General features: G+C 68.6%; 17 protein-coding genes. 4 read left to right on the top strand and 13 right to left on the bottom strand.

Going from position 1 to position 21,144, the window contains the following annotated elements; all coding sequences use genetic code 11:
* Positions 1-35: 35 nt before the first annotated feature.
* Positions 36-1,430: a sigma-54-dependent Fis family transcriptional regulator gene (locus tag HYU53_18955; protein ID MBI2223274.1), complete on the bottom strand. Its 1,395-nt coding sequence runs from the start codon at positions 1,428-1,430 to the stop codon at positions 36-38.
* 112 nt (positions 1,431-1,542) lie between these two features.
* On the opposite strand from HYU53_18955, the gene HYU53_18950 reads away from it, so the two are divergent.
* From HYU53_18950 to HYU53_18940, 3 genes are all read left to right on the top strand, one after another.
* Positions 1,543-2,310 (top strand): hypothetical protein, encoded by a 768-nt coding sequence (locus HYU53_18950; GenBank protein MBI2223273.1) that lies wholly within the window; start codon positions 1,543-1,545, stop codon positions 2,308-2,310.
* A gap of 132 nt (positions 2,311-2,442) precedes the next feature.
* Entirely contained in the window at positions 2,443-3,138 is a 696-nt protein-coding gene (locus HYU53_18945) for a CPBP family intramembrane metalloprotease (GenBank protein MBI2223272.1), read from the top strand.
* An 87-nt stretch (positions 3,139-3,225) separates the two neighbouring features.
* Positions 3,226-3,642 carry a four helix bundle protein gene (locus HYU53_18940; GenBank protein ID MBI2223271.1) on the top strand — a complete coding sequence of 139 codons (417 nt, stop codon included), beginning with the start codon at positions 3,226-3,228 and terminating at the stop codon, positions 3,640-3,642.
* A 99-nt stretch (positions 3,643-3,741) separates the two neighbouring features.
* On the opposite strand, the gene HYU53_18935 is transcribed toward HYU53_18940, so the two are convergent.
* Genes HYU53_18935 through hslV form a run of 11 tightly spaced genes read right to left on the bottom strand, consistent with a single transcriptional unit; the run spans position 3,742 to position 19,368 of the window.
* Positions 3,742-4,440: a hypothetical protein gene (locus tag HYU53_18935; GenBank protein MBI2223270.1), complete on the bottom strand. Its 699-nt coding sequence runs from the start codon at positions 4,438-4,440 to the stop codon at positions 3,742-3,744.
* Complete coding sequence (locus HYU53_18930) at positions 4,430-7,327, bottom strand: BamA/TamA family outer membrane protein (protein MBI2223269.1); 2,898 nt, start codon at positions 7,325-7,327, stop codon at positions 4,430-4,432. The genes HYU53_18935 and HYU53_18930 overlap by 11 nt, the downstream gene beginning before the upstream one ends.
* Before the next feature lie 5 nt (positions 7,328-7,332).
* Positions 7,333-11,418: a translocation/assembly module TamB gene (locus HYU53_18925; GenBank protein ID MBI2223268.1), complete on the bottom strand. Its 4,086-nt coding sequence runs from the start codon at positions 11,416-11,418 to the stop codon at positions 7,333-7,335.
* Positions 11,415-11,939, bottom strand: coding sequence for an acetyl-CoA carboxylase biotin carboxyl carrier protein subunit (locus tag HYU53_18920; GenBank protein MBI2223267.1), 525 nt, complete (start codon positions 11,937-11,939; stop codon positions 11,415-11,417). Before HYU53_18920 ends, HYU53_18925 begins: the two co-directional genes overlap by 4 nt.
* Positions 11,936-13,465, bottom strand: a complete 1,530-nt coding sequence (locus tag HYU53_18915; GenBank protein MBI2223266.1) for an acetyl-CoA carboxylase biotin carboxylase subunit — start codon at positions 13,463-13,465, stop codon at positions 11,936-11,938. Before HYU53_18915 ends, HYU53_18920 begins: the two co-directional genes overlap by 4 nt.
* 35 nt (positions 13,466-13,500) lie before the next feature.
* Positions 13,501-15,033, bottom strand: a complete 1,533-nt coding sequence (locus HYU53_18910) for an acyl-CoA carboxylase subunit beta (protein ID MBI2223265.1) — start codon at positions 15,031-15,033, stop codon at positions 13,501-13,503.
* Between the two features lie 21 nt (positions 15,034-15,054).
* Positions 15,055-15,711, bottom strand: a complete 657-nt coding sequence (fsa, locus tag HYU53_18905; protein MBI2223264.1) for a fructose-6-phosphate aldolase — start codon at positions 15,709-15,711, stop codon at positions 15,055-15,057.
* Positions 15,712-15,721: 10 nt separating this feature from the next.
* Positions 15,722-16,357, bottom strand: a complete 636-nt coding sequence (locus HYU53_18900) for a fumarylacetoacetate hydrolase family protein (GenBank protein MBI2223263.1) — start codon at positions 16,355-16,357, stop codon at positions 15,722-15,724.
* Between the two features lie 17 nt (positions 16,358-16,374).
* Positions 16,375-17,454 (bottom strand): hypothetical protein, encoded by a 1,080-nt coding sequence (locus HYU53_18895; GenBank protein ID MBI2223262.1) that lies wholly within the window; start codon positions 17,452-17,454, stop codon positions 16,375-16,377.
* Positions 17,451-18,839: an ATP-dependent protease ATPase subunit HslU gene (gene hslU / locus HYU53_18890; GenBank protein MBI2223261.1), complete on the bottom strand. Its 1,389-nt coding sequence runs from the start codon at positions 18,837-18,839 to the stop codon at positions 17,451-17,453. Before hslU ends, HYU53_18895 begins: the two co-directional genes overlap by 4 nt.
* A 1-nt stretch (position 18,840) precedes the next feature.
* A complete protein-coding gene (gene hslV, locus HYU53_18885; GenBank protein ID MBI2223260.1) occupies positions 18,841-19,368 on the bottom strand; it encodes an ATP-dependent protease subunit HslV in 528 nt (175 codons plus the stop codon).
* Between the two features lie 172 nt (positions 19,369-19,540).
* Here hslV and HYU53_18880 point away from each other — a divergent pair, with 172 nt between their 5' ends.
* Positions 19,541-20,422 (top strand): hypothetical protein, encoded by an 882-nt coding sequence (locus HYU53_18880; GenBank protein MBI2223259.1) that lies wholly within the window; start codon positions 19,541-19,543, stop codon positions 20,420-20,422.
* 90 nt (positions 20,423-20,512) lie between these two features.
* Here HYU53_18880 and HYU53_18875 read toward each other — a convergent pair whose 3' ends face one another.
* Positions 20,513-20,728, bottom strand: coding sequence for a hypothetical protein (locus tag HYU53_18875; GenBank protein ID MBI2223258.1), 216 nt, complete (start codon positions 20,726-20,728; stop codon positions 20,513-20,515).
* Positions 20,729-21,144: the final 416 nt, after the last annotated feature.

The raw sequence follows: 21,144 nt of genomic DNA, 5'->3' as shown, positions 1-21,144 counted from the left end.
GGGCAGTGGTCAGTGGGCACTGGGCAGACTGCGCCTCAACTGTCCGCCCTCAGTTCCTCCTCCTGCTCCATCTTCAGCCGATTGAGCTTGTTGTGCAGCGTCTTCAGGCTGATGCCCAGGATCTCGGCCGCGCGGGTCTTGTTGTTCCGCGTGTGCTCGAGCGTCAGCAGGATCAGCCGCCGCTCCGCCTCGTCCACCGTCATGCCCGGCGTGAGGGTCAGCGTCGGCAGGTTCGCCTCAGAGCGCTGGATGAGCGAGAGCGGCAGGTGCTCGGCCTCGATGAACTCGCCGTCGGCGAGAATCGTGGCACGCTCGATCACGTTGCGCAGCTCGCGGACGTTGCCCGGCCAGTTGAACTGCTCGAGCGCGCGCATCGCGTCGTGTGACACCGCCCGCACCGCCTTCGTGTTGCGCGCCGTGAACTCGCTGAGGAACGACTGGACGAGCAGCGGGATGTCCTCGCGCCGCTCGCGCAGCGGCGGCAGGTGGATCGGGAACACGTTCAGGCGGTAGTAGAGATCCTCGCGCAGTTTGCCCTCGCGCACCGAGTCGTCGGGATTGCGGTTGGTCGCCGCAATCACGCGCACGTCCACCGAGATCTCCTGCCGCCCGCCGAGCCGCCGGAACGTCCGCTCCTGCAGCCCGCGCAGCAGCTTGGCCTGCGTGGCCGGCATCATTTCCGAAATCTCGTCGAGGAACAGCGTGCCGCGGTGCGCCAGCTCGAAGCACCCGAGGCGGCGGTCCTGCGCGCCGGTGAACGCGCCCTTCTCGTGGCCGAAGATCTCGCTCTCGAGCAGCGTTTCCGGGATCGCCGCGCAGTTGATGCCGACATACGGGAACGACGCGCGCGGGCTGAGCGAGTGGATCGTCTGCGCGACCAGTTCCTTCCCTGTTCCCGATTCCCCCCACACGAGCACCGACGCGTTGGTCGGCGCCGCCTGCTCGATCACCCGGTAAATCCCCCTGATGCCCGGGCTGTTCCCGACGATGCGGCCGTAGCTGCCCTGGTCGCGGAGCTGGCGACGCAGCTCCTTGACCTCGCGCAGCGTTTCCTGGCGTTCCACCGCCTTGTCCAGCAGGATACGCAGTCGCTTCGTGTCCACCGGCTTGGTTAGATAGTCGAACGCCCCTTCCTTGATCGCCTCGACGGCGGTTTCCACGGTGCCCTGCGCCGTCAGGATGATGATGCTGATGTCGGTCAGCTGATCCTTCAGCGCGCGCAGCAACTGCAGGCCGTCCATGTGAGGCATCACGAGGTCGCTCACGATGATGGCCGGCCTGAACGTGGTGACCTTCTGCAGCGCCGCTTCGCCGTCCGCTGCTTCGTCGGTCAGGAAACCCCACGCGCTGACGAGCTCGGTGAGCCCGACGCGCGTCGCCGTCTCGTCTTCGACGATCAGGACCCGTTCGGCTGTGTCTGTCTTGTCCACCGTCACCTGTCCACTCGGCAACACATCTCGGCTGTGGTACCGGCAAAAATGCGAGTGTACACCGCAAACGCGCCGGGCACACCCGTTGCAATACCTGAGCTCGGAGGCTCAGATGCTGACGAAACTGTGTGCAATTGGCGCCATGGCGGCGCTGCCGCTCGTGGCGGCGTGCGATACGCGCGCCGATACCACACGGCCCGTGGAAAATCCGGATAAAACCGCGCAGGCGGCGAGCCCGGCCGACAGCCCCGCCGTGGCCCCGGATCACGATCCTGCCGCTTCGGCTGACAGAACTGACAAGAAGCCCGCGGAAGGCAACCCGATCTCCCGCCTGTTTTCGAAAGAGCCGGAATATCGCGAGCTGACGCTGCCGGCGGGCACCGTGCTTCCGGTCGAACTGCAGACGACCGTGGCGTCCGATGCGAGCGACATCGAAGACCCGGTGCGTGCGACCGTGCGCCGTGCCGTGGTCGTGGACGGCGTCGAGGCGATCCCGGCTGGGAGCGGGCTGTCGGGTGTCGTGACGGATGCGACGCGATCGGGGCGCGTGAAAGGGCGCGCGCGCGTGGCGTTCCGGTTCAACTCGCTCGAGGCGCGCGATGAGCGGCATGACGTCCGCACCGGCGTCATCGCCCGCAGGGCCCCGGCCACGAAGAAACAGGACGCGGCCAAGATCGCGGTCGGCGCGGGCGCCGGCGCGGTGATCGGCGGCATCGCGGGCGGCGGCGACGGCGCGGCCAAGGGGGCCGCGATCGGCGGCGCCGGCGGCACGGGCGTCGTGCTCGCGACGCGCGGCAAAGAGGTGCGCGTGCCGGCCGGCACCAGCCTCAACGTGCGGTTGACCGCGCCCATCACGATTCGCGTGCCGACGGCGCGGTAGACCACGTGCCACGTGCGACGTGCCACGTGCGACGTGCCACGTGCCCCGACGCCCATCGCACGTGGCACGTGGCACGTCGCACGTGGCACGTCGCACGTGGCGCGTGGCGCCTGGCGGTGGTAGCCTCCCCCCGTGTCCCGCGCGAGAGCCCTCCTGGAAGTTCTGATCTGCTCCGGCTATCCGACTCAGTTCCTCGTCCTGGCGGTGCTCTGGTCGGCGGGCCTGGGACCGCGAGCGGCCGATGGCGGGGGTTTGTCGCTGGCCTTCGTGGCGCTGCTGTCGCTCGCCGACGCGGCGCTGCTCGTCGGGCTGGTCATCTACTTCCTGACGAGACGAGGCGAGCGGCCGCCTGACGTCTTCATCGGTGCCCGACCCGTGTTGCCCGAGGCGGGACGCGGCATCCTGCTCGTGCCGGCGTCTTTTCTGCTCGCAGCCGCCGTGATCGTCACGATCCGCACGGCGCTGCCGTCCCTGCATAACGTCGCCGTGAATCCGTTCGAGGACCTGATGCGCACGCCCGGCCAGCGCGCGGTGCTCGCCGTGGTCGTGATGATCGCGGGCGGGCTGCGCGAGGAGGTTCAGCGCGCCTTCATCCTGCATCGCTTCCAGCAGTCGCTCGGCGGCGCGTGGCTCGGCCTCGGGCTCTTCAGCGTCGTCTTCGGGCTCGGCCACCTGCAGCAGGGTCGCGACGTCGCGGTGGCCACCGCCGTGCTCGGCGCCTTCTGGGGCGCGATCTACATCACGCGGCGCAGCATCGTTTCTCCCGCCATCGCGCATGCGGGATTTAATGTCAGCGAGATCGTGCGGAATGCGGTGGGGGGAGGGTGAGGGCCACGTGAGACACCCGCCTGCCACGTGCCACGTGCGACGTGCCACGTGCGACGTGCGGCATGGACTGTGCTGCGGCACTCGACCATGGGAGCGAAAACGCACAGAGAACTCCGGTTCTGGCAGCTTGCTCACGAACTGCGCGGGCGCATCTATGCAATTACCGAGCGTGGAGATGTCGCCCGCAATGGCAATTTCTGCACAAGCGCGCGAAAGACAATCGCCCAGGTCTGCCGGCGCATTGCGGAGGGTTTCGGCCGCTATGGACACGCGCAGTTCGCGCAGTACGTCGACATCGCGCTCGGATCGTTACGCGAGACGGAAGACCATCTCGATGAGGCGCTGGCCGCAAAGTACGTGTCGGAAGCGGAGTACGCGGAGTTGTGCGAACTGGCGGAGCACGCCCGCGCCTGTGGCTTGAAACTCCTCGGCCACCTCAGCCCCGACCACCGTAGCCAGACAAAGGGCTCGCGTTCGCACGCGATCTCCAGGCGACACTCCTGACGACGGAACCTCGCGCACGTGGCACGTGGCACGTCGCACGTGGCACGTCGCACGTCGCACGTGGCACGTCGCACGTGGCACGTGGCGCGTGGCGCGTGCCTAGCGAGGAATGACCAGCACATCCGCCCGCTGTCTCAACTGCCGCGACCACTCGTCCACCAGCTCGGCGCGGCGTGCGGCCACCAGGCGCCGACGCACTTCCGGAACGACTTCCCCCAGCGTCAACGGCACGCCGTCGCGCACGAACTCCTGCTGGTGCTCGCGATAGTAGCGCGCGATCTCCTCGTCTGCCGGATCGGTCACCGACGCGAACCGCTGCGTGAGGTGGGTCCGGAGGCGGAGGTCGTCGCGGGCGATCGCCTGCAACCGCTTGTCGGTCAGGCCCAGGGCGGCCGCGGTGCGGCGGAACGACTCCTCGTCCGGGAAGCGCGCCCGGATGGGCCGCAGCCGCGCCTGCACTTCAGCGGCGGTCGGCTCGGGAGGCGAATACCGCTCGACCTCGATGAGCTGCAGCGATCGCTCGACGAGCTGTTCGAGCGCCGACCCGACGGGATCGTCGGCCCCCGCGGTGTTCACCAGCCCGAGCGCCATCGCCGTCTGCACGTCCGACAGCGTCACGATCGAGCCTTGAACCACGGCCAGCACGCGATCGATGACCGGCGCGGCCGCGGCGGTTCCGGACAACAGGAACAACACGAACGCTGCGGCGGCCGGACCACGTGTGGGATGGACCTTGCGGGTCCGCCGCGCGAGCCTGAAAGGCTCGCGCCACGGCGCGTGGCGCCGGTCAGAAGGCATGCCCCACCGAAATATGAAACGCCGTCAGCCCTTCGAAGTTCCCTGGCGACAGCTCGCGACGCCGCAGTTTGAAACCCAGGTCGACGCGGATCGGCCCGATCGGCGAGCGGTACCGCAGGCCGAAGCCGGGGCTGGCGCGCAGCTCGCTGACGTCGACATTGCCGATACGCGCGAACACGTTGCCCGCGTCGAGGAAAGCGACAACCCCGACGTCGCGCCAGAGCGGCGTGCGGATCTCCGCGTTCATGACGAGCAGGGCGTTTCCGCCGATCGCGAAGCCGGACGCGGCAATCGTGTCGGGGGCGCCGAGCTTGTCGAGCGCGAACCCGCGCACCGTGGTGCTGCCCCCGGCGAAAAACCGCTCGCTCGCCGGCAGGTCGTCCACCACGATCTGCCCGTTCACGTCCTGCGCGAAGCCGCGTGCCAGCCCGACGCGCAGCGCCGCCGCCAGGACGACGTTTCGTTCGCGCGACAGCGTGCGGAACCCGAGCGCCTGCACGTACGTTTTCGCGAAGCCCACCTGCGATCCGATGCTGCGCGCGGCAAGCTCGCTGTCCGATCCAAGCAGCCAGCCGCGGGTGGGATCCAGCGGATGGTCGCGGGTGTCGCGATAGGCCGAGAACGAGACGCTCGACAGGCGCACGCGCGGAAACACGCGGTCGATGTTGAGCTTCTCGTCTGTCGCGATGCGTTCGTCGAACAACCGCGTCCGGCCGAAACCATATCGGCCCGTGACGCGCACGTACGGCGTCAGGCGGCGCTGCGCCTCCGCGTTCACGCCGCGGCGGCTGAAGTTGAAGCTGCTCCGGATCGCCTGCTCGACGAAGGCGTTCACCGCCACGTCGGCCAGGCGGCCGAACGCGCCGACCTCGCGGTACGTGCCGACCACGCGGTACTCGTTGAACCCGTAATTGGCGGACTCCGGAGACTCGATCGACTCGCCGCGGGGGCGGAAGCTCACGCGCGTGAAGAAGTTGACCGACCGGTTGCGCCCCCACAGGTTGCGCCGCCCGATCTCGAACGAGCCGCGGGGCGCGACCTCGAGGCGTTCGTCCGCGATCCCGCCCGTCCCGAGGACGGTCCGCTGCGCCAGCTCCAGGCCGCCGCCGTAGGCCACCGTGGTCCGGTCCGCCTCTTCGACGGTCACGACGATGTCCCGCCGCGGCTCGTCTCCGTGCGGCACCTCCGTAATCCGCACGCGCCGGAACAACCCAAGGGCGCTCAGCCGGCGCTGGCTCTCCATGACATCCGCGAGCGCCAGCGGCTTGCCCGCTTCGACCAGCAGCTCGCGGCGGATGGTCTCTTCGCTCGTCTTCGTGTTCCCGACGACGATCACGTGATCGACGATGAACCACGGGCCTTCCGTGATGCGATACACGAGGTCGGCCCGCGACCTGTCGGTGGCAAACGTGGGCTCCACCGTGACGGAGGCAGCCGCGTGGCCGCGATTGAGATACTCGAGGTGGATGCGGTCGCGATCCGCCGCCACCGCGGGCGCGTAGAACACCGCCCCGGGCGCCACCTGCGTCAGCCGGCGCAGCTCGTCGTCGCCGAGAACGTCGTTCCCCTCGAAAGACACCGCGCCCACGCGGGTCTGCACCCCTTCGCGGATCGCGATACGCATGTCCACGCCGCCGGCGGCCGTCTCGCTGTTCGCCACGTGAATGGTGGGCGTCGTGAACCCCTGGTGTAGATACAGGGCCCTGATCGCCGCCACCGCGGTCCCGAGACGCCCCTCCACGAAGGGATCGCCCGGCCCCAGCGGCACCAGCGGCCGGAGGCTGCCCGTCGAAAACGCCTGGTTGCCCGAGATCTCAATCGAGTTGACGACGAACCGCCGGCCGCGCGTCACGGTGAACGTGATCGTCTCGACGTCGTCTCCCACCTCGCGACGGTGCGTCACGTGCGCTTTCCAATGGCCCTGCTCGAGCAGGAAGTTCCTGATACGGATGTCGGCGTCTTCGAGCAGGTCCTCGTCCACCGATCCCTCGCGCTCGATCGGCACCAGCTCGGCGACGCGGTTGCGCGGCAGCGGGTCCCCCTCGAACGCGAGCTTGACGATGGGGCCCTGTCGTACGTCCACGGCGACGTCCACGATCTCGCCGCCCGCCCGGGGCGTGGCCTGGTGGCCGGCCGACGACTCGTAGTAGCCCCGCTTCCGCAGCGACTGCACGAACCGCGAGAGCCGCTCGTCCAGCCGATCGGGCTCGAACGCACCGCCGGCGTGCAGGTCGAGCGCCGCCGCCACGCGCTCCGTGTCGCGGACGCCCGCAATCTGCACGGAGCCGATGCGCGCCCGGGCGCCAGCTTGCACGTTGAAGACGAGGATCGTGCGGTCGGGGTCGTGCCTGACGCGAATCGCCGGCTCGACGCGTGCGCGCAGGAACCCGCGCCGGGCCAGTAGTTGCTCCAACACCCGCGCCGCCGCGTCGGCGCGCCCCGCGGGGGGCGCCTTCCCGAACCGTTCGACAACCGCGCGCCGCAGGTCATCGTCGCTGATGCCGAGGTCGCCGCGAAATTCCAGCGAGGCCACCGCGTGAAGGGGCATCAACAGGTACTCGAGCGCCACGGCGCCATTCGGCGCATCGCGGGCCACCACGTCGATGCCCTGGAACCGCCCGATGTTGAACAGGTGCGCGAGGGTTTCCCGAACCGCTTCCATCGAGAGCGGCTGCCCGGCCGGCGTCGAGACGAGGTCGATCAGCACGGGATCGGTCGTCGGGTGCCCTTCGACCTGCAGCACGACCGAGGCGACGGGCCGGCCGACGAACGGCGCCGCAGCGGGCGCGGGCGCCGGCTGCTGTGCCGCCGCGGCCGACGGAAGGGCGCCGGCCGCCGCAAGGGCGAGCGCCAGCGCTGCGGCGGCCCGGCCGGAAGGAGAAGCCATGCCCATCAGTGGGTGTGGCGCACGCGGAACTCGAGCGCGAACGTGTTGTCCTCGTTGCGCGAGAGAATCCACCCGAGGCGCTCGTTCTGATCGTACTCGACGAGGATGATCTGCTCGGTGTGCCCCGCGCCGAGCGCCTGCGAGTAGGTGACGTACACGCGGCTCGACAGGCGCTTGCCGATCGTGACGCGCGCCGCCGGGTTCAACGACTGCAGCGTGCTCAGCTCGCCGATGATCGGGGTGATCTGGGTGGTCACGCCGAAGGTCTGCTCGACGGCGCGGTTGATGACCGACAGCTCGGTGGTGAGCCCGCGCGTGGCGAACGCCGTGAACAACTCCTGCTCGGTCTGCTGGCCGCGCTGCAGCGCGCGCAGCTCGGGGTTCTCGCCGGTGCCTTCGCCGAGCAGCAATGAGAGCACCTCGATGCGCGGCAGCGGCGGGTCGGACGAGGCGTCCCACGTGAAACCGTTCGGCGTCCCGGCCGCGGAAAGGGTCACGCGAAACGTCTCGCCGGGAACCTGCACGCGCGTCTGCGCTTCGACGTCGAAGTACGGCTCGATGCGCGCGGGGTTGGCGAAGTCGAACGCGCCGCGCGTCACCACGTAGCGGTTGCCCTCGAAGATCAGCCAGCCGCGCTCGACCTCCGCGCGGCCGAGGAGCGCCGGGCGATCGTACGAGCCGGTCAGTCGCAGGTCCGCGCTGACCGTCAGGTCGGAGACGTTGTTGTTCACGCGCAGCGTCGAGGGGGCGACGATCCGGATGTCGAACCGCAGCGGGAACCCGGAGGGCGCCGGCGCGGTCGCGGCGGTGCCGCCGCCGACGGCGCCAAGGCCGAAGAGCCCTGCACTCGGATCGAAACGGCGCGTCCACGTGGCGCTGCGGACCGTGGCCGTCCCTCCGATCACCGGGCTCGCCATCGTGCCGCGCAGCGACAGATCGGCGTCCACGAGCGAGCTGAATCCCTCCGGATAGCGGAGGCGCATGCCTTCGCCGACCGCGGTGAGGCTCAAGTTCCCCGGCAGGTAGCCGCTCAGCCCGATGCTGCCGCCGAAGGTCACGAGCCCGCCGCCCATCCGCGCCGTGAGGTGGTCCATCCGCACGCCGCGCCCGTCGAACGACAGGCTGCCGTTGATCGCGTCGAGCGAGTGCGGCAGCGAGAAATGCCGGATGCGGCCGTGGTCGATTCGCGCGAGCCCCGAGAAGATCGGCTCCTTCAACGTGCCGCGGATGTCGGCCGAGAGCTTCGCGGCCCCCGAGCTGCGCACGTCGCGGAAGAACCCCTGCAGCAGCCCGAGGTTCGCGTCCCCCGTGGCGCTCAGCGCGACCCGGTCCTGCTTCAGATCGATGCTGCCGCACAGTTCGAGCTGCGTGCCTTCGCCGACCAGCTTCACGCGGCGGACCGCGTCCTGGCAGACGAGGGAGCGGCTGCCGAGGACGATCGTGTCCTGGTCGAACGCGAGCCGCATCGGCCCGTCGTTCCGCAGGCGATAGTCGAACAGCGTCGCGTCGAGCTGTTCCACCGCCACGTCGACCTGCAGGTGCTCGGGCACGTACAGCTCGCCGGCGACGCGGATCGTTCCGCTCGCCACGGCGGTGGTGAACGGCGAGAGCTTCGGCACGAAGGTGCGGACATACGGATCGAGCGACGTGTCGGAAAACCGGAACGTCATCTCGGTGTCCATCTCGTCGGTCAGCTCGATCTGGCCCGACCCGGACACCGCGAGTCGCGGCGAGGCGGCTTCCACTTCCAGCGTCATCAGGTCGCCGCGGATCCCGAGCCGTCCCGACACCTGCCCGATGCCCTCTTCGCCCGCGTACAGGTCGGCCACGCCGAACCTCACGTCGTAGCGCGGCGCCTCGAACGTGCCGTTGCCCGTCGCGGTGAACTGCAGCAGGCCCGAGAGGGGCGCCTGCGGGAACTCGAAATTCTTCAGCGACTCCACCGGGATCCGCCGGCCGTCGGTGTTGAACGAATACGTGCCGTCCCAGCCCACCCACGCCGCGCCGGTCGCGGCGCCGGTGCTCTTCCGGATCACGATGCCGTCGAGCCGCACGCCGGTGCCTTCGAACCGCAGCCCGGCAGTGGCGCGCTCGAACGTCTCGTCGTACGCCACGCCGTCATCGATCTGCAGCCGGCCGAAGCCATTCGGGCCTTCGTAGAATCCCTGCAGGCGGAATTCGCCGGACGCGAGGCCGTCCACCGGGTAGTCGTACAGCTCGAAGGCGATGCGCAGGTCCTCGAGGGGGCGGCGCGCCATGACGATGTAGGCGTTAATCTCCTCGCCGCCGTCCCGCCGCGGATAGCCCAGCGAGAATCTGCCATCGACCTTGATCGTCGACGCGCCGCCGCCGGGAAGCGGCGCGGTGATGAGCGCGCGCCGCACGTCCACGTAGCTGTTTTCGACGATGATGTCGGCGCGGCCGCGGCCCCAGACGATGTTCCACGCGCTCAGGCCACCGCCATCGAAGGCCCCCTCGATCCGCGGCCGCCGGAAGGACTGGCGCATCACGCCGTCGAACGTGCCGTGCCCGCCCATCGGCACGGGGGAGGTGGGCGAGTTGAACGCGGTCAGGATCGCGGCCATCACGCGGTCGCTGTCCTGCCAGTCACGGCTCGTGACGTGGAACGGAATGTCCGCGTTCTCCAGCCACGCCGTGCGCCCCTTGAACGACACGTACGTGCTGCTCGCGGCAATCCAGCTGTCATCGAGCGTGATCCAGTCGGGCGTGAAGCGATAGGCGACGTGTCCGGCGATCGGCACGTATCCGGCCGGCAGGTCGCGATTGAACGGCCCCGCGTCAATGCCGCGCGCCTCGGCGAGCGCGGCCTGCTCCGGCGTCAGCTCTCGCCCCTGGAGCGCCACTCCCGCGGGCGCCCGCACGTCGACCGCCCCCTCGCCGTGCAGCTGCGCGCTGAACCGCCCGATGGGCCACTCGAGCAGGTTGCGTCCCGTCGCGCGCCCCGCGAGGCGCAGCCCTTTCGTCTCGAGAAAGTCCGTGTACTGCGCGAGGTCCACGTCCCGGTACCTCGCATCGAAGCGTGCCCGCCATCCCGTGCGTGAAGGGTTCCGCCACATCCTGTAGCTGAACTGCGACTGACCGCCGAACACCGACGCCGAGGCGTGCGGCACCTCGACGCTGTCCGGGAGCCACACGACGGCGCCCTGCAGCCGCGGGAACCGGTACGCGTTGACGCCGGCCAGCGGGCTGCTGAAACGCCCCTTGAGCGCCCGGCCGCCCTTGAAGAGGTGGAACGTGCCTTCGAAGTCCCCTTCGCCCGACAGCGTGAAGTGGTCGCGCGCGAAGAAGATCTCCCTCATGCGCGAGAACTGGATGTGCGATCGCACCTGGTAGAGCTGCTCGGGCCACTTGCCCAGGTTGACGTCGCCGGTGACGATCGACCGCGCGCCGTCGGTCTTCAGATCGAGGTGGTCGAAGTGCACGATCCCGCCGTCGATGCGGAACAGCGACGCCATGTCCGCGCGCATCGGCACGTAGGACTGGATCGAGATCAACCCGTTCGAAAACGACGCGTGGCCGCGGTACGTCGCGCCCGCCTTGAACACCGTGACGTTCAGGTTGCGCGCCAGCGTGGACCACGGCGTGCCGTGATCGTCGTAGAGGAACTCCCCTCGGTCCGCGGTGACGTACTGCAACGTCGTCGTCCAGCGCCTCGGCCCCGTGGTCCGCGGCTCGCGGGTGAATTTCGGGAAGTTGTGCCGGCCGTCGGGAAACGTCTCGACGATCATCCTCCAGCCGGTCATATGGATGGCGTTGAAGACGACCTGCCGGTTGAACAGGGTCCACGCCGGCATCGAGACTTCGATCTTGCGCGCGGTGAGGAACGGCCGGTGCCCCGGCTCGAGGCCGGCAACCACCAGGTCCTCGACGACGTACCGGCCCGGGATGATCCGCGCGGAGATTCGCCCGATCGTGACGCGCCGTTTCAGGTAGCTGGTGGCTTCGCGCTCGGCGCGGTCGCGCACCGAGGGACCCACGTCGATCGTCACCGTGACGGCAACGACGAGCAGCAGCAGGAGGGCCAGCCCGACCGCCGCGCGGACGATGGCCCGCCCGACCCGGACCTTCATTCGATGATGACGAGGAGGCGGCCGGCCTCGACCGACATGCCGTCGCGCACCTGGACGTCCTTCACGCGCCCGGCGCGCGCGGCCGACAGCTCGTTTTCCATCTTCATCGCCTCGACCACGACGAGCGGCTGCCGCGCCTGGATCTCGTCCCCGGGGCTCACGAGCACGCGGACGACGCGGCCCGGCATCGGCGCCGCGATCCGCTGCTCGCCGGCGCCCGCCGCGTCCGGCGGTCCCTCGCGGCGCGAACGGCGGCCGTTGACGATCGCCGTCACGGCCCCGTCCGCCAGGTGAATATGCAGGTCGGTCGACGAGGCCTGTGCGACGGCCACGTCGTAGCTCCTCGCGCGCTCCTCCGGGAACAGCAGCGACAGCCGGCCCGTGCCGGCGGTCCGGGCGTCCACGTCGCGCGTGCGTCCTTCGATCGTAATCCGGTAGCGGCCGTCGGCAGCGGGCCCGATACGCTCGACCGCCACCGTCCGGGTGCGCCCGTTGATCTCGATCTCGAAGGTGGCGATCACGGCCTCAGACCCTCGCGCCGCGCCGCCAGTTTCCACCCCTTGCGCCCCGGGCTTCCCCCTCCGGCGGCAGCCGCGGCCGAGCGCGTTGCGCTCGCGCGCAGCAGGGTATGGAGCGCCGCGGCGATCGCGGCGACTTCTTCCGACTCCGCGGAGAGCTCGGCGAACGGCCCCTCGCGGTGCCGCAGCACCTGATCGACGAACGTCGTGTCGAAACGGCCTGCGAGAAACGCCGGCTCGTGGATCAGCCACTGGAAAAACGGGATCGTCGTCTGGATGCCGAGCACCTGGTATTCCTGCAGCGCTCGCGAGAGCCGGCTGAGCGACTGGGCGCGGTCCTCTCCCCACGCGACCAGCTTGGAGATCAACGAATCGTAGAAGACCGGGACGGTCGAACCCGGCGTGACGCCGGCATCGTTCCTGATCCCCGGCCCGGACGGAAGGCGGAAGGAGGTGATCACGCCCGGCGACGGGATGAACTTCTGATCCGGATCCTCCGCGTAAATCCGGCACTCGACCGCGTGCCCGCGCGGCGTCAGCGCGCGAGCGGGATCAATCGCCAGCGTTTCGCCGCGCGCGATCCGAATCTGCCACTGGACGAGATCCAGGCCGGTGACCATCTCGGTGACGGGGTGCTCCACCTGGAGACGCGTGTTCATCTCCAGGAAAAAGAACTGCCCGCCGTCCACGAGGAACTCCATCGTCCCCGCGTTGGTGTAGCCGACCGATCGCGCGAGCGCCGCGGCGCGGTCCGCCATCGTCGCGCGCAGCTCCGGCGAGACCGCGGGAGACGGTGACTCTTCGACCACCTTCTGATGCCGGCGCTGGATCGAGCATTCGCGCTCGACGAACGGCACGACCGTTCCGTGGTCGTCGCCGAGCAGCTGGATCTCGATGTGGCGCGGATTCGGCAGGCGCCGCTCCAGGTAAATGGACGCGCTGCCAAACGAGGAAAGCGCCTCGGAGCGCGCCGCACGGATTGAGGATTGGAGGTCGGCCGGCATCCCGACGACGCGCATACCCTTGCCGCCGCCGCCAGCCACCGCTTTGATCAGCACGGGGTAGCCGATCTGCTCCGCGATGGCGGCGATCGTCTCGACCGGGACGTCATCGCCCAGCGGCTCCTCGGTGCCGGGCACCACCGGCACGCCCGCCTTGATGGCGGCCTGGCGCGCCGCCGTCTTGCTGCCCATCAAGGCGATCAGTTCGGGGGTGGGGCCGATGAAGATCACGCCCGCGTCGCGGCACTCGGCGGCAAAAGCGGGATTCTCCGCGAGGAACCCGTAGCCGGGGTGCACGGCCTCCGCCCCCGCGCGCCTCGCCACGTCCACCAGGGCGTCGATCTTCAGATAGCTCTCGCGCGCCGGGTTCCCGCCGATCGGGTATGCCTCGTCCGCGTAGCGGACGTGGTAGGCGTCGCGATCGCAGTCGGAGTACACCGCCACGCTCGCGATGCCCATCTCGCGGCAGGCCCGCATCACGCGGACGGCGATCTCGCCACGATTCGCCACCAGGATCTTCTTCACCAGATCACCAATTCACCAGATCACCAGATCACAGAATTTCAGAGCGGTATATTCCCGTGCTTCTTCGGCGGATTCCTGTCGCGCTTGGTCTCCAGGCCCGCCAGCGCCGAGATCAGCTTCGCACGCGTCGTGCGCGGATGGATGACTTCGTCGATGAACCCGCGCGACGCCGCCACGTACGGGTTCGCGAACTTCTCCCTGAACTCCGCGACCTTGGCGGCGCGCGCGGCGACGGGGTCCGGTGCCGTCTCGATCTCCCGCTTATACAGGATGTTGACGGCCCCTTCCGCGCCCATCACGGCGATCTCCGCCGCCGGCCATGCGAAGTTCACGTCCGTGCGGATGTGCTTCGACGACATGACGCAATACGCACCGCCGTACGCCTTCCGCGTGATCACGGTCACCTTCGGCACCGTCGCTTCGGCGTACGCGAAGAGCAGCTTCGCGCCGTGCCTGATGATGCCGCCGTACTCCTGGCGCGTCCCCGGCAGGAACCCGGGGACGTCCTCGAAGGTGATCAGCGGGATGTTGAACGCGTCGCAGAACCGCACGAAACGCGCCCCTTTCACAGAGGCGTCGATGTCCAGCACGCCGGCCAGGTGCGCCGGCTGGTTCGCGACGATGCCGGCCGACCGGCCGCCGAGCCGCGCGAAACCCACGATGATGTTGCGCGCATAGTCGCGGTGCACCTCGAGAAACACGCCGTCGTCGACCACCGCGTGAATGAGGTCGTGCATGTCGTACGGCTGGTTCGGCGACTCCGGCACGAGGCGATCCAGCGACTCGTCCTCGCGGTCCGCGGGATCGGCGGTGTCGATCCGCGGCGGATCGTCCACGTTGTTGCTCGGCAGGTAGCCGAGCAGCTCGCGGATCAGCTGCAGGCACTCGCGATCGTCGGCGACGCTGAAGTGCGCCACGCCGCTCGTCTCGTTGTGGGTGCGCGCGCCGCCGAGGTCTTCCTTCGTGACCTCCTCGTGCGTCACCGACTTGATCACGTCCGGCCCGGTGACGAACATGTAGCTCGTCTTCTGGACCATGATGTTGAAGTCGGTGATCGCCGGCGAGTACACCGCCCCCCCGGCGCACGGCCCCATGATCGCGGAGATCTGCGGGACGACGCCGGAGGCGAGCGTGTTGCGCAGGAAGATGTCGGCGTAGCCGCCGAGCGACAGCACGCCTTCCTGGATCCGTGCGCCCCCCGAGTCGTTCAGGCCGACGACCGGCGCCCCCATCTTCACCGCCAGGTCCATGATCTTCACGATCTTGGCGGCGTTGGTCTCCGAGAGCGACCCGCCGAACACCGTGAAGTCCTGCGCGAAGGCGTACACCTGCCGGCCGTCGATCCGGCCGTGCCCCGCCACCACGCCGTCCCCGGGGATGATTTGATCCTCCATCCCGAAGTCGCGACAGCGGTGCGTGACCAGTCTGTCGATCTCCTCGAAGGTGCCGGTGTCGAACAGCAGGTCGATCCGCTCGCGCGCGGTCAGCTTGCCCGCCTCGTGCTGCTTCTTCAGCCGCGCTTCCCCGCCCCCCAGCTCGGCGCGCCGCTCCAGATTCTCGAGATGGCTCAGTGGGTCCAAATTCTCAAATCCTCAAATCTTCGCGGCCGCCTGCGCCTTTTCCCAGTCCTTCAGGAACCGCTCGAGCCCGATGTCGGTGAGCGGGTGTTTGAACATCGCCTCGATCACCGCCGCCGGGCAGGTGCAGATGTCCGCGCCCATGCGCGCCGCCTGCACGACGTGGATCGGGTGCCGGACGCTCGCCACGAGAATCTCGGTCGTGAAGTTGTAGTTCTCGTAGATGTCCACGATCTGCTCGATGAGCGCCATGCCTTCGGTCGCGATGTCGTCCAGCCGCCCGACGAACGGGCTCACGTACGACGCGCCCACCTTCGCGGCCAGCAGCGCCTGCGTCGCCGAGAAGACGAGCGTCACGTTCACGCGGATCCCCTCCGCGACGAGCTGCCGGCACGCCTTGACGCCTTCCTTCCCGAACGGCACCTTGACGACGATGTGCTCGTCGATCGTCGCAAGATCGCGCCCTTCCGCCACCATCGCGGATGCCTCGGTGGCGACCACCTCCGCGCTCGTCGGCCCCTGGACCGTGCGGCAGATCTTCCTCAGAAGGGCGCGAGAGTCCCCCGCTTCCTTCGCGAGCAGCGACGGGTTGGTCGTGATCCCGTCGATGATGCCGAGGGGGACCAGCGCTTCGATTTCCTTCAGGTTGCCGCTATCGATGAACAGCTTCATACCCGGATCCTCAAATCTTCGAATCTTCCACCGGATTCGTCAGCTCACCAACCCCCTCCACCCGGATCGTGACCGTGTCTCCCGCCTTGAGCGGTCCGATGCCCGCGGGCGTACCGGTTGCGATGATGTCGCCGGGGAGCAGCGTCATGACGGACGAAATGAACCAGATCAGGTGGTCGACCGGGAAAATCAGCTGCGCCGAGCTTGACGACTGGCGCACTTCGCCGTTCACGAGGCCTTCGACCTTCAACGGCCGGCCGTCGTAGCCGGTGGCGATGCACGGGCCGATGGGCGCAAAGGTGTCGAATCCCTTCGCGCGCGTGTACTGCACGTCCTTGGCCTGCAGCTCGCGCGCGGTCACATCGTTGACGCAGGTGATGCCGCGCACGTACTCCAGGGCGCGTGACTTGGGCACGCGGTACGCGCGCGTGCCGATCACGACGCCGAGCTCCGCCTCGTGGTCCACGCGGCCGACTCCCGGCGGAATACGGATCGCTTCCCCCGCGCGGATCACCGCCGTGGAAGGCTTGATGAAGAGCATCGGCTCGCTGGGCAGCGGCTTGTTGGTCTCCGCCGCGTGGTCCTTGTAGTTGAGCCCGACGCAGACGATTTTCGACGGCGTATCGATGGTATGAATTCGTTCCATTCCTGCCTCGTGCCTGATCAGCGCGCCGTTTCCTCGACCCGCGCCGACTGCGCGCCCATGTTCCTCGCCCGGTCCACCGCCACGACCGCGTACACGTACTTCACGCCCGGCTGCGCCGCGGCGTCCTTGAAGGTGGTTTCCTTGATCGGTTCGGGCGTGAGTGCTTGAAGTGTGTCACCCGGCGCAGTGCCGCGCAAGACCAGATAGCCCGCCAGGTCCGCCGCCGGGACGGCATCCCAGATCAGGCTGATGCTCCCCGGGCCGGCAACCGCGGCGAGGCCGGCCGGTGCCGGCGGCGCAAAGGTGTCGGCGGGCGTCACGCACGCGGGCGACGACAAGGCGCTCTCGACGGGCGTGCCGCCCACGTGCGAGACAGCGCTCGCGCGGTAACAGCGCTCCTTCCCGAACTCCACCCGATCGTCACTGAACGTCGCGGCCTCGAGCGGCGCGGAGTTCATCGGGCTGGCGGCCGACGCCGTGTCATAGACGTTGTACCCGTCCGCGCCCGCCACCTCGAGCCACGTGACGGTGATGGCCTTCTCGTCATACGCGACGGCCGCCGCCGGCGGCGCCGGCGGCGGTTCGACGAGCGGCACCGACGCCATCGTCGCCGGCCCGCGGCGATTGCGCTTGCTCACCGGCACGACCATGTACATCCGCACGGGCACCGCCGGCTCCTCCGGCTTCGCCGCCGCGACACCGGGAACGGCGCGCGCGCGCGCCGGGGGCACGTAAAGCGCGTCCTGTATCCCGGCGAGCGCTTCCTCCGCTCCCGCGGTCTTCTCCTCCGGCTTTGGCGTGACCGTCGCGATGCGCGCGGCGGCGCGCACGAACTCGTCTCCCTGCGGCGCGTCGGCCGGCTTCGCGACCGAGAGCGCGTAGACGTCGATCCGCGTCAGGTCGGCGGGGGTCGAGCTGTCCGTGTTCCTGTCGGGCAGCGTGAACCGCAGGACGGCGCGATCGCCGAGCCTCCGCGCGGACAGCTCGGTGACCGCCGCCGGCGTGATGCGCAAGGGGGCCAGGGGGGGCCCTTTCTTTCCGCAGCCGACGAGCGTCACCGTGATGATGATGAAAAACGCCTGAAGACGCGTGGTCACAGAATGTATCTGCTCAAGTCCTCGTTGCGGACGATGTCGGCGAGCATCCGGTCCACGTACTCCGCCGTGATGGTGATGGCCTGTTCGCCGAGGTCCGGCGCTTCGAACGAGACCTCGTCGAGGAGCTTCTCCATCACCGTGTGGAGCCGCCGCGCGCCGATGTTCTCCGTCCGCTCGTTGACGAGCGTGGCAAAGTCGGCGATCCGTTCGACCGCGTCCTTCTCGAAGGTCAGCATCACCCCCTCGGTGGCGATGAGCGCGACGTACTGCTTGACGAGCGCGCTGCGCGGCTCGGTGAGGATGCGCACGAAGTCGTCGCGCCCGAGCGCCTCGAGCTCGACCCGGATCGGAAATCGCCCCTGCAGCTCCGGGATCAGATCGGACGGCTTGGACACGTGAAACGCGCCGGCGGCGATGAACAGGATGTGGTCGGTCCGCACCATGCCGTACTTGGTGTTGACCGTCGTGCCCTCGACAATCGGCAGGATGTCGCGCTGCACCCCCTCGCGGCTCACGTCCGGCCCATGGCCCCCTTCGCGCCCGGCGATCTTGTCGATCTCGTCGACGAAGATGATGCCCGCCTGCTCGGCGCGCTCGACCGCCGCGCGCGCGACCGTCTCCATGTCGATCAGCTTCTGCTCCTCTTCCTGCGTGATCTGCTCGAGCGCGTCGGGCACGCGCAGCTTCCGGCGCTTGGTCCGCCCCGAAAACATGTTGCCCAGCCCCGGCAGCATGTCCTTGACGTTGATGTCGATCTCCTCCACCGAGGAGCCCGCGATGATCTCGAACGAGGGAAACGATTTCTCCCGCACCTCGAGCTCGACCTGCCGCTCGTCGAGCCGCCCCTCGTGCAGCTGCTCGCGCAGCCGCTCGCGCGTGCTGCCGTGGTGTTCGCGCGCCGGATCGGTCTCCGTCACGTAGCCCGGCACCTGCGGCGGCGGCAGCAGCAGGTCCAGCAGCCGCTCCTCGGCGTTCTGCTTCGCCTTCTCGCGCACCTCCGCCCGTCGCTCGTCGCGCACCATCTCCACGGCCAGCTCCGTGAGATCGCGCACCATCGACTCGACGTCGCGCCCGACGTAGCCGACCTCGGTGAACTTCGACGCCTCCACCTTCAGGAAGGGAGAGTGCGCCAGCTTGGCGAGCCGCCGGGCGATCTCGGTCTTGCCCACGCCCGTGGGGCCGATCATCAGGATGTTCTTCGGCAGCACGTCATCGGCCAGCTCGGGCGCGAGCTTCCGGCGCCGCATCCGGTTGCGCAGCGCGATGGCGACCGCACGCTTCGCCTGCGCCTGCCCGACGACGTGCTTGTCCAGCTCGGCGACGATCTCGCGCGGCGTGAGCGAGTGCACGGTGGTGGCGGCGGTCTCCGGGAGGTAAATCGGCATCTCAGACTTCTTCGATCGAAAGGTGCGCGTTCGTGTAGATGCAGATGCCCGCGGCGATCTGCATCGCCTGCTCCGCGATCGTGCGCGCGTCGAGCGACGTATGCTGCGCCAGCGCCTTCGCGGCCGCCATCGCGTACGCACCCCCGGAGCCAATCGCGATGATGCCGTCGTCGGGCTCGATGAGATCGCCGGTGCCGGACAGCAGGAACGTCGAGTGCTGATCGGCGACGACCAACATGGCCTCCAGGCGCCGCAGGATGCGGTCGCTGCGCCAGTCCTTGGCGAGCTCCACCGCGGAACGCTCCAGGTTTCCGCGATATTGTTCGAGCTTCGCCTCGAAACGCGAGAACAGCGCGAAGGAATCCGCCGCCGAGCCGGCAAACCCCGCGATAATCTTGTCGTTGTAGAGGCGCCGGATCTTGCGCGCCCCCTGCTTCACGACGGTGTGGTTGAACGTGACCTGGCCGTCGCCGGCCATGACGGATCGGCCATTGTGACGGACCGCGAGAACCGTGGTGGCGTGGAACATCCGACTGTCGATTATATGGGACAACTGCTCTCCGCAGCGGACAGCCGGATGGAAGGTAACCCACTGATTCCGGCCCACTTCAGAGCGCCGCTCCGTGGCAGCGCTTATGCTTCGGCTCAGGCGTAGAATGAAGATGGGGACCAGGTCGTCCCCGGGCTTCGAGGAGCCTGCCATGGTGCGCACCCATCGCGCGACTGTTTTTTTCTTCCTCGCGACCGGGCTTGCCGCGGTCATCGCCGCGCCCGTGCTGGCGCAGGAGCGTCGGTCGCCGCAGGGGCATGGCGGCGGCGAACACGCCGTGTCGCGCCCCTCGGGCGGCGGATCGAGCTCGTCTTCTTCCCCGTCCGGCGGCTCGACATCATCCTCCTCGGGCGGCGGATCGAGCGTCGGCTCCTCCGGCGGTGGATACGGCCACGCCGTGCCCCGGGGTGAAGGGCGCGCGTACGGGCGTCGCGGCGGCTCGGGCGCGACCTCGTCGCGAGGGGGCAGCCCGAAATCGGTGATCGTGCCGGACGGGCGGTCGGCGTCCGAGCCGGGCATCCACCGTGGCGAGCCGGCGCCGGGCTACGCGCGGCCGCGCGCCGGTCGTCCCGCGACAGGGACGGCAGTGCCCCGTGATGAATCGAACCTGCCGGATCTCCTCTGGAGGCGCGACCCGTACTGGGCGTACGGCTACTACCAGTACAGCCGCTGGACGCCTTTCTATTACGGGCCGTGGGGCGGGTTCATGTATTACGACCCGTTCTGGTGGGACTACTACTACGGCTACGGTTACAGCCCGTACTACGGCGGCTACGCCTATGACGAGTCCAGCGTCGAGCATGGCGGGCTCAAGCTGAAGGTGAAGCCGCGCGAGGCGCAGGTCTACGTCGATGGCTACTTCAGCGGCATCGTCGATGATTACGATGGCGTGTTCCAGAAGCTCCGGCTCCGGAGCGGCGGCCACCGCATCGAGCTGCGCGGCGAGGGCTTGCAGCCCTCGATCTTCGACGTGCTCATCGTGCCGGGCGAGACGGTGACGTACCGCGGCGAGCTGAAGCCGAAGCAGCCCTGACGACGATCGCCCGGCCCGCCTCTCTCCATGATCAACTTGAGGTGGACCACTTCACAGTACCATGAGGTGGTCCGCGTGATTCCGCTCAGATTACGTGAAGAGGCTGGCGACCAGGTGGAGCGCCGACGCTCCAACGGCACCAGCGGCGGCGCGCCACCAAGAGCGCAACCCCGCGACGCGCTTCAGGACGATGAACACCCCCGTATAGAAGAGAACGAACCCGAATGGGATCCTTAGACTGATCCCAAACAGGATCGCCGGCACTACGATCGCCAGCAGGATCTCGACAGCTTTACGGACTTTCATGCTGGCCTCTCTATGTACAGTGCTCACCCATGTAGCGGCAGCGGCAGTAGGCGAGGTACTCACCCATGTACCACCCGAGAGTCCACGCGTACGTCATGCCGTAAGATGCTCCGACGCAGCCCAATGCCCAACAGTCGAGCCAATGCAGGGGTACAGGGCAGCACCTGCGGCTACGAACGCGCTTCTGATCGCCTCCCTGTGCTGACCCCTGGCTTGGTTGTCTAGGCAGGCTTGATGCAAGTGATCCGCTGCGGCCTTGCCGCTCAGCCTCTTCATTTTGGGAGTGGGTTGGTTTCGGTCGTAGGGTCTTGGCTTGAGTGGCGCCGGCTGGTTTGTTGCCCGCGGCACGAACGCCAGGCCGACTACCAGCAAGCTGACGACAAGCAGCGCGACGGTCGCTCGTAGCCGACTACTCT

It is taken from the genome of Acidobacteriota bacterium, assembly GCA_016184105.1.
Classification (GTDB): domain Bacteria; phylum Acidobacteriota; class Vicinamibacteria; order Vicinamibacterales; family 2-12-FULL-66-21; genus JACPDI01.
Note: the sequence above shows the minus strand (reverse complement) of the source record. Positions and strands in the feature narration are given on the sequence as shown.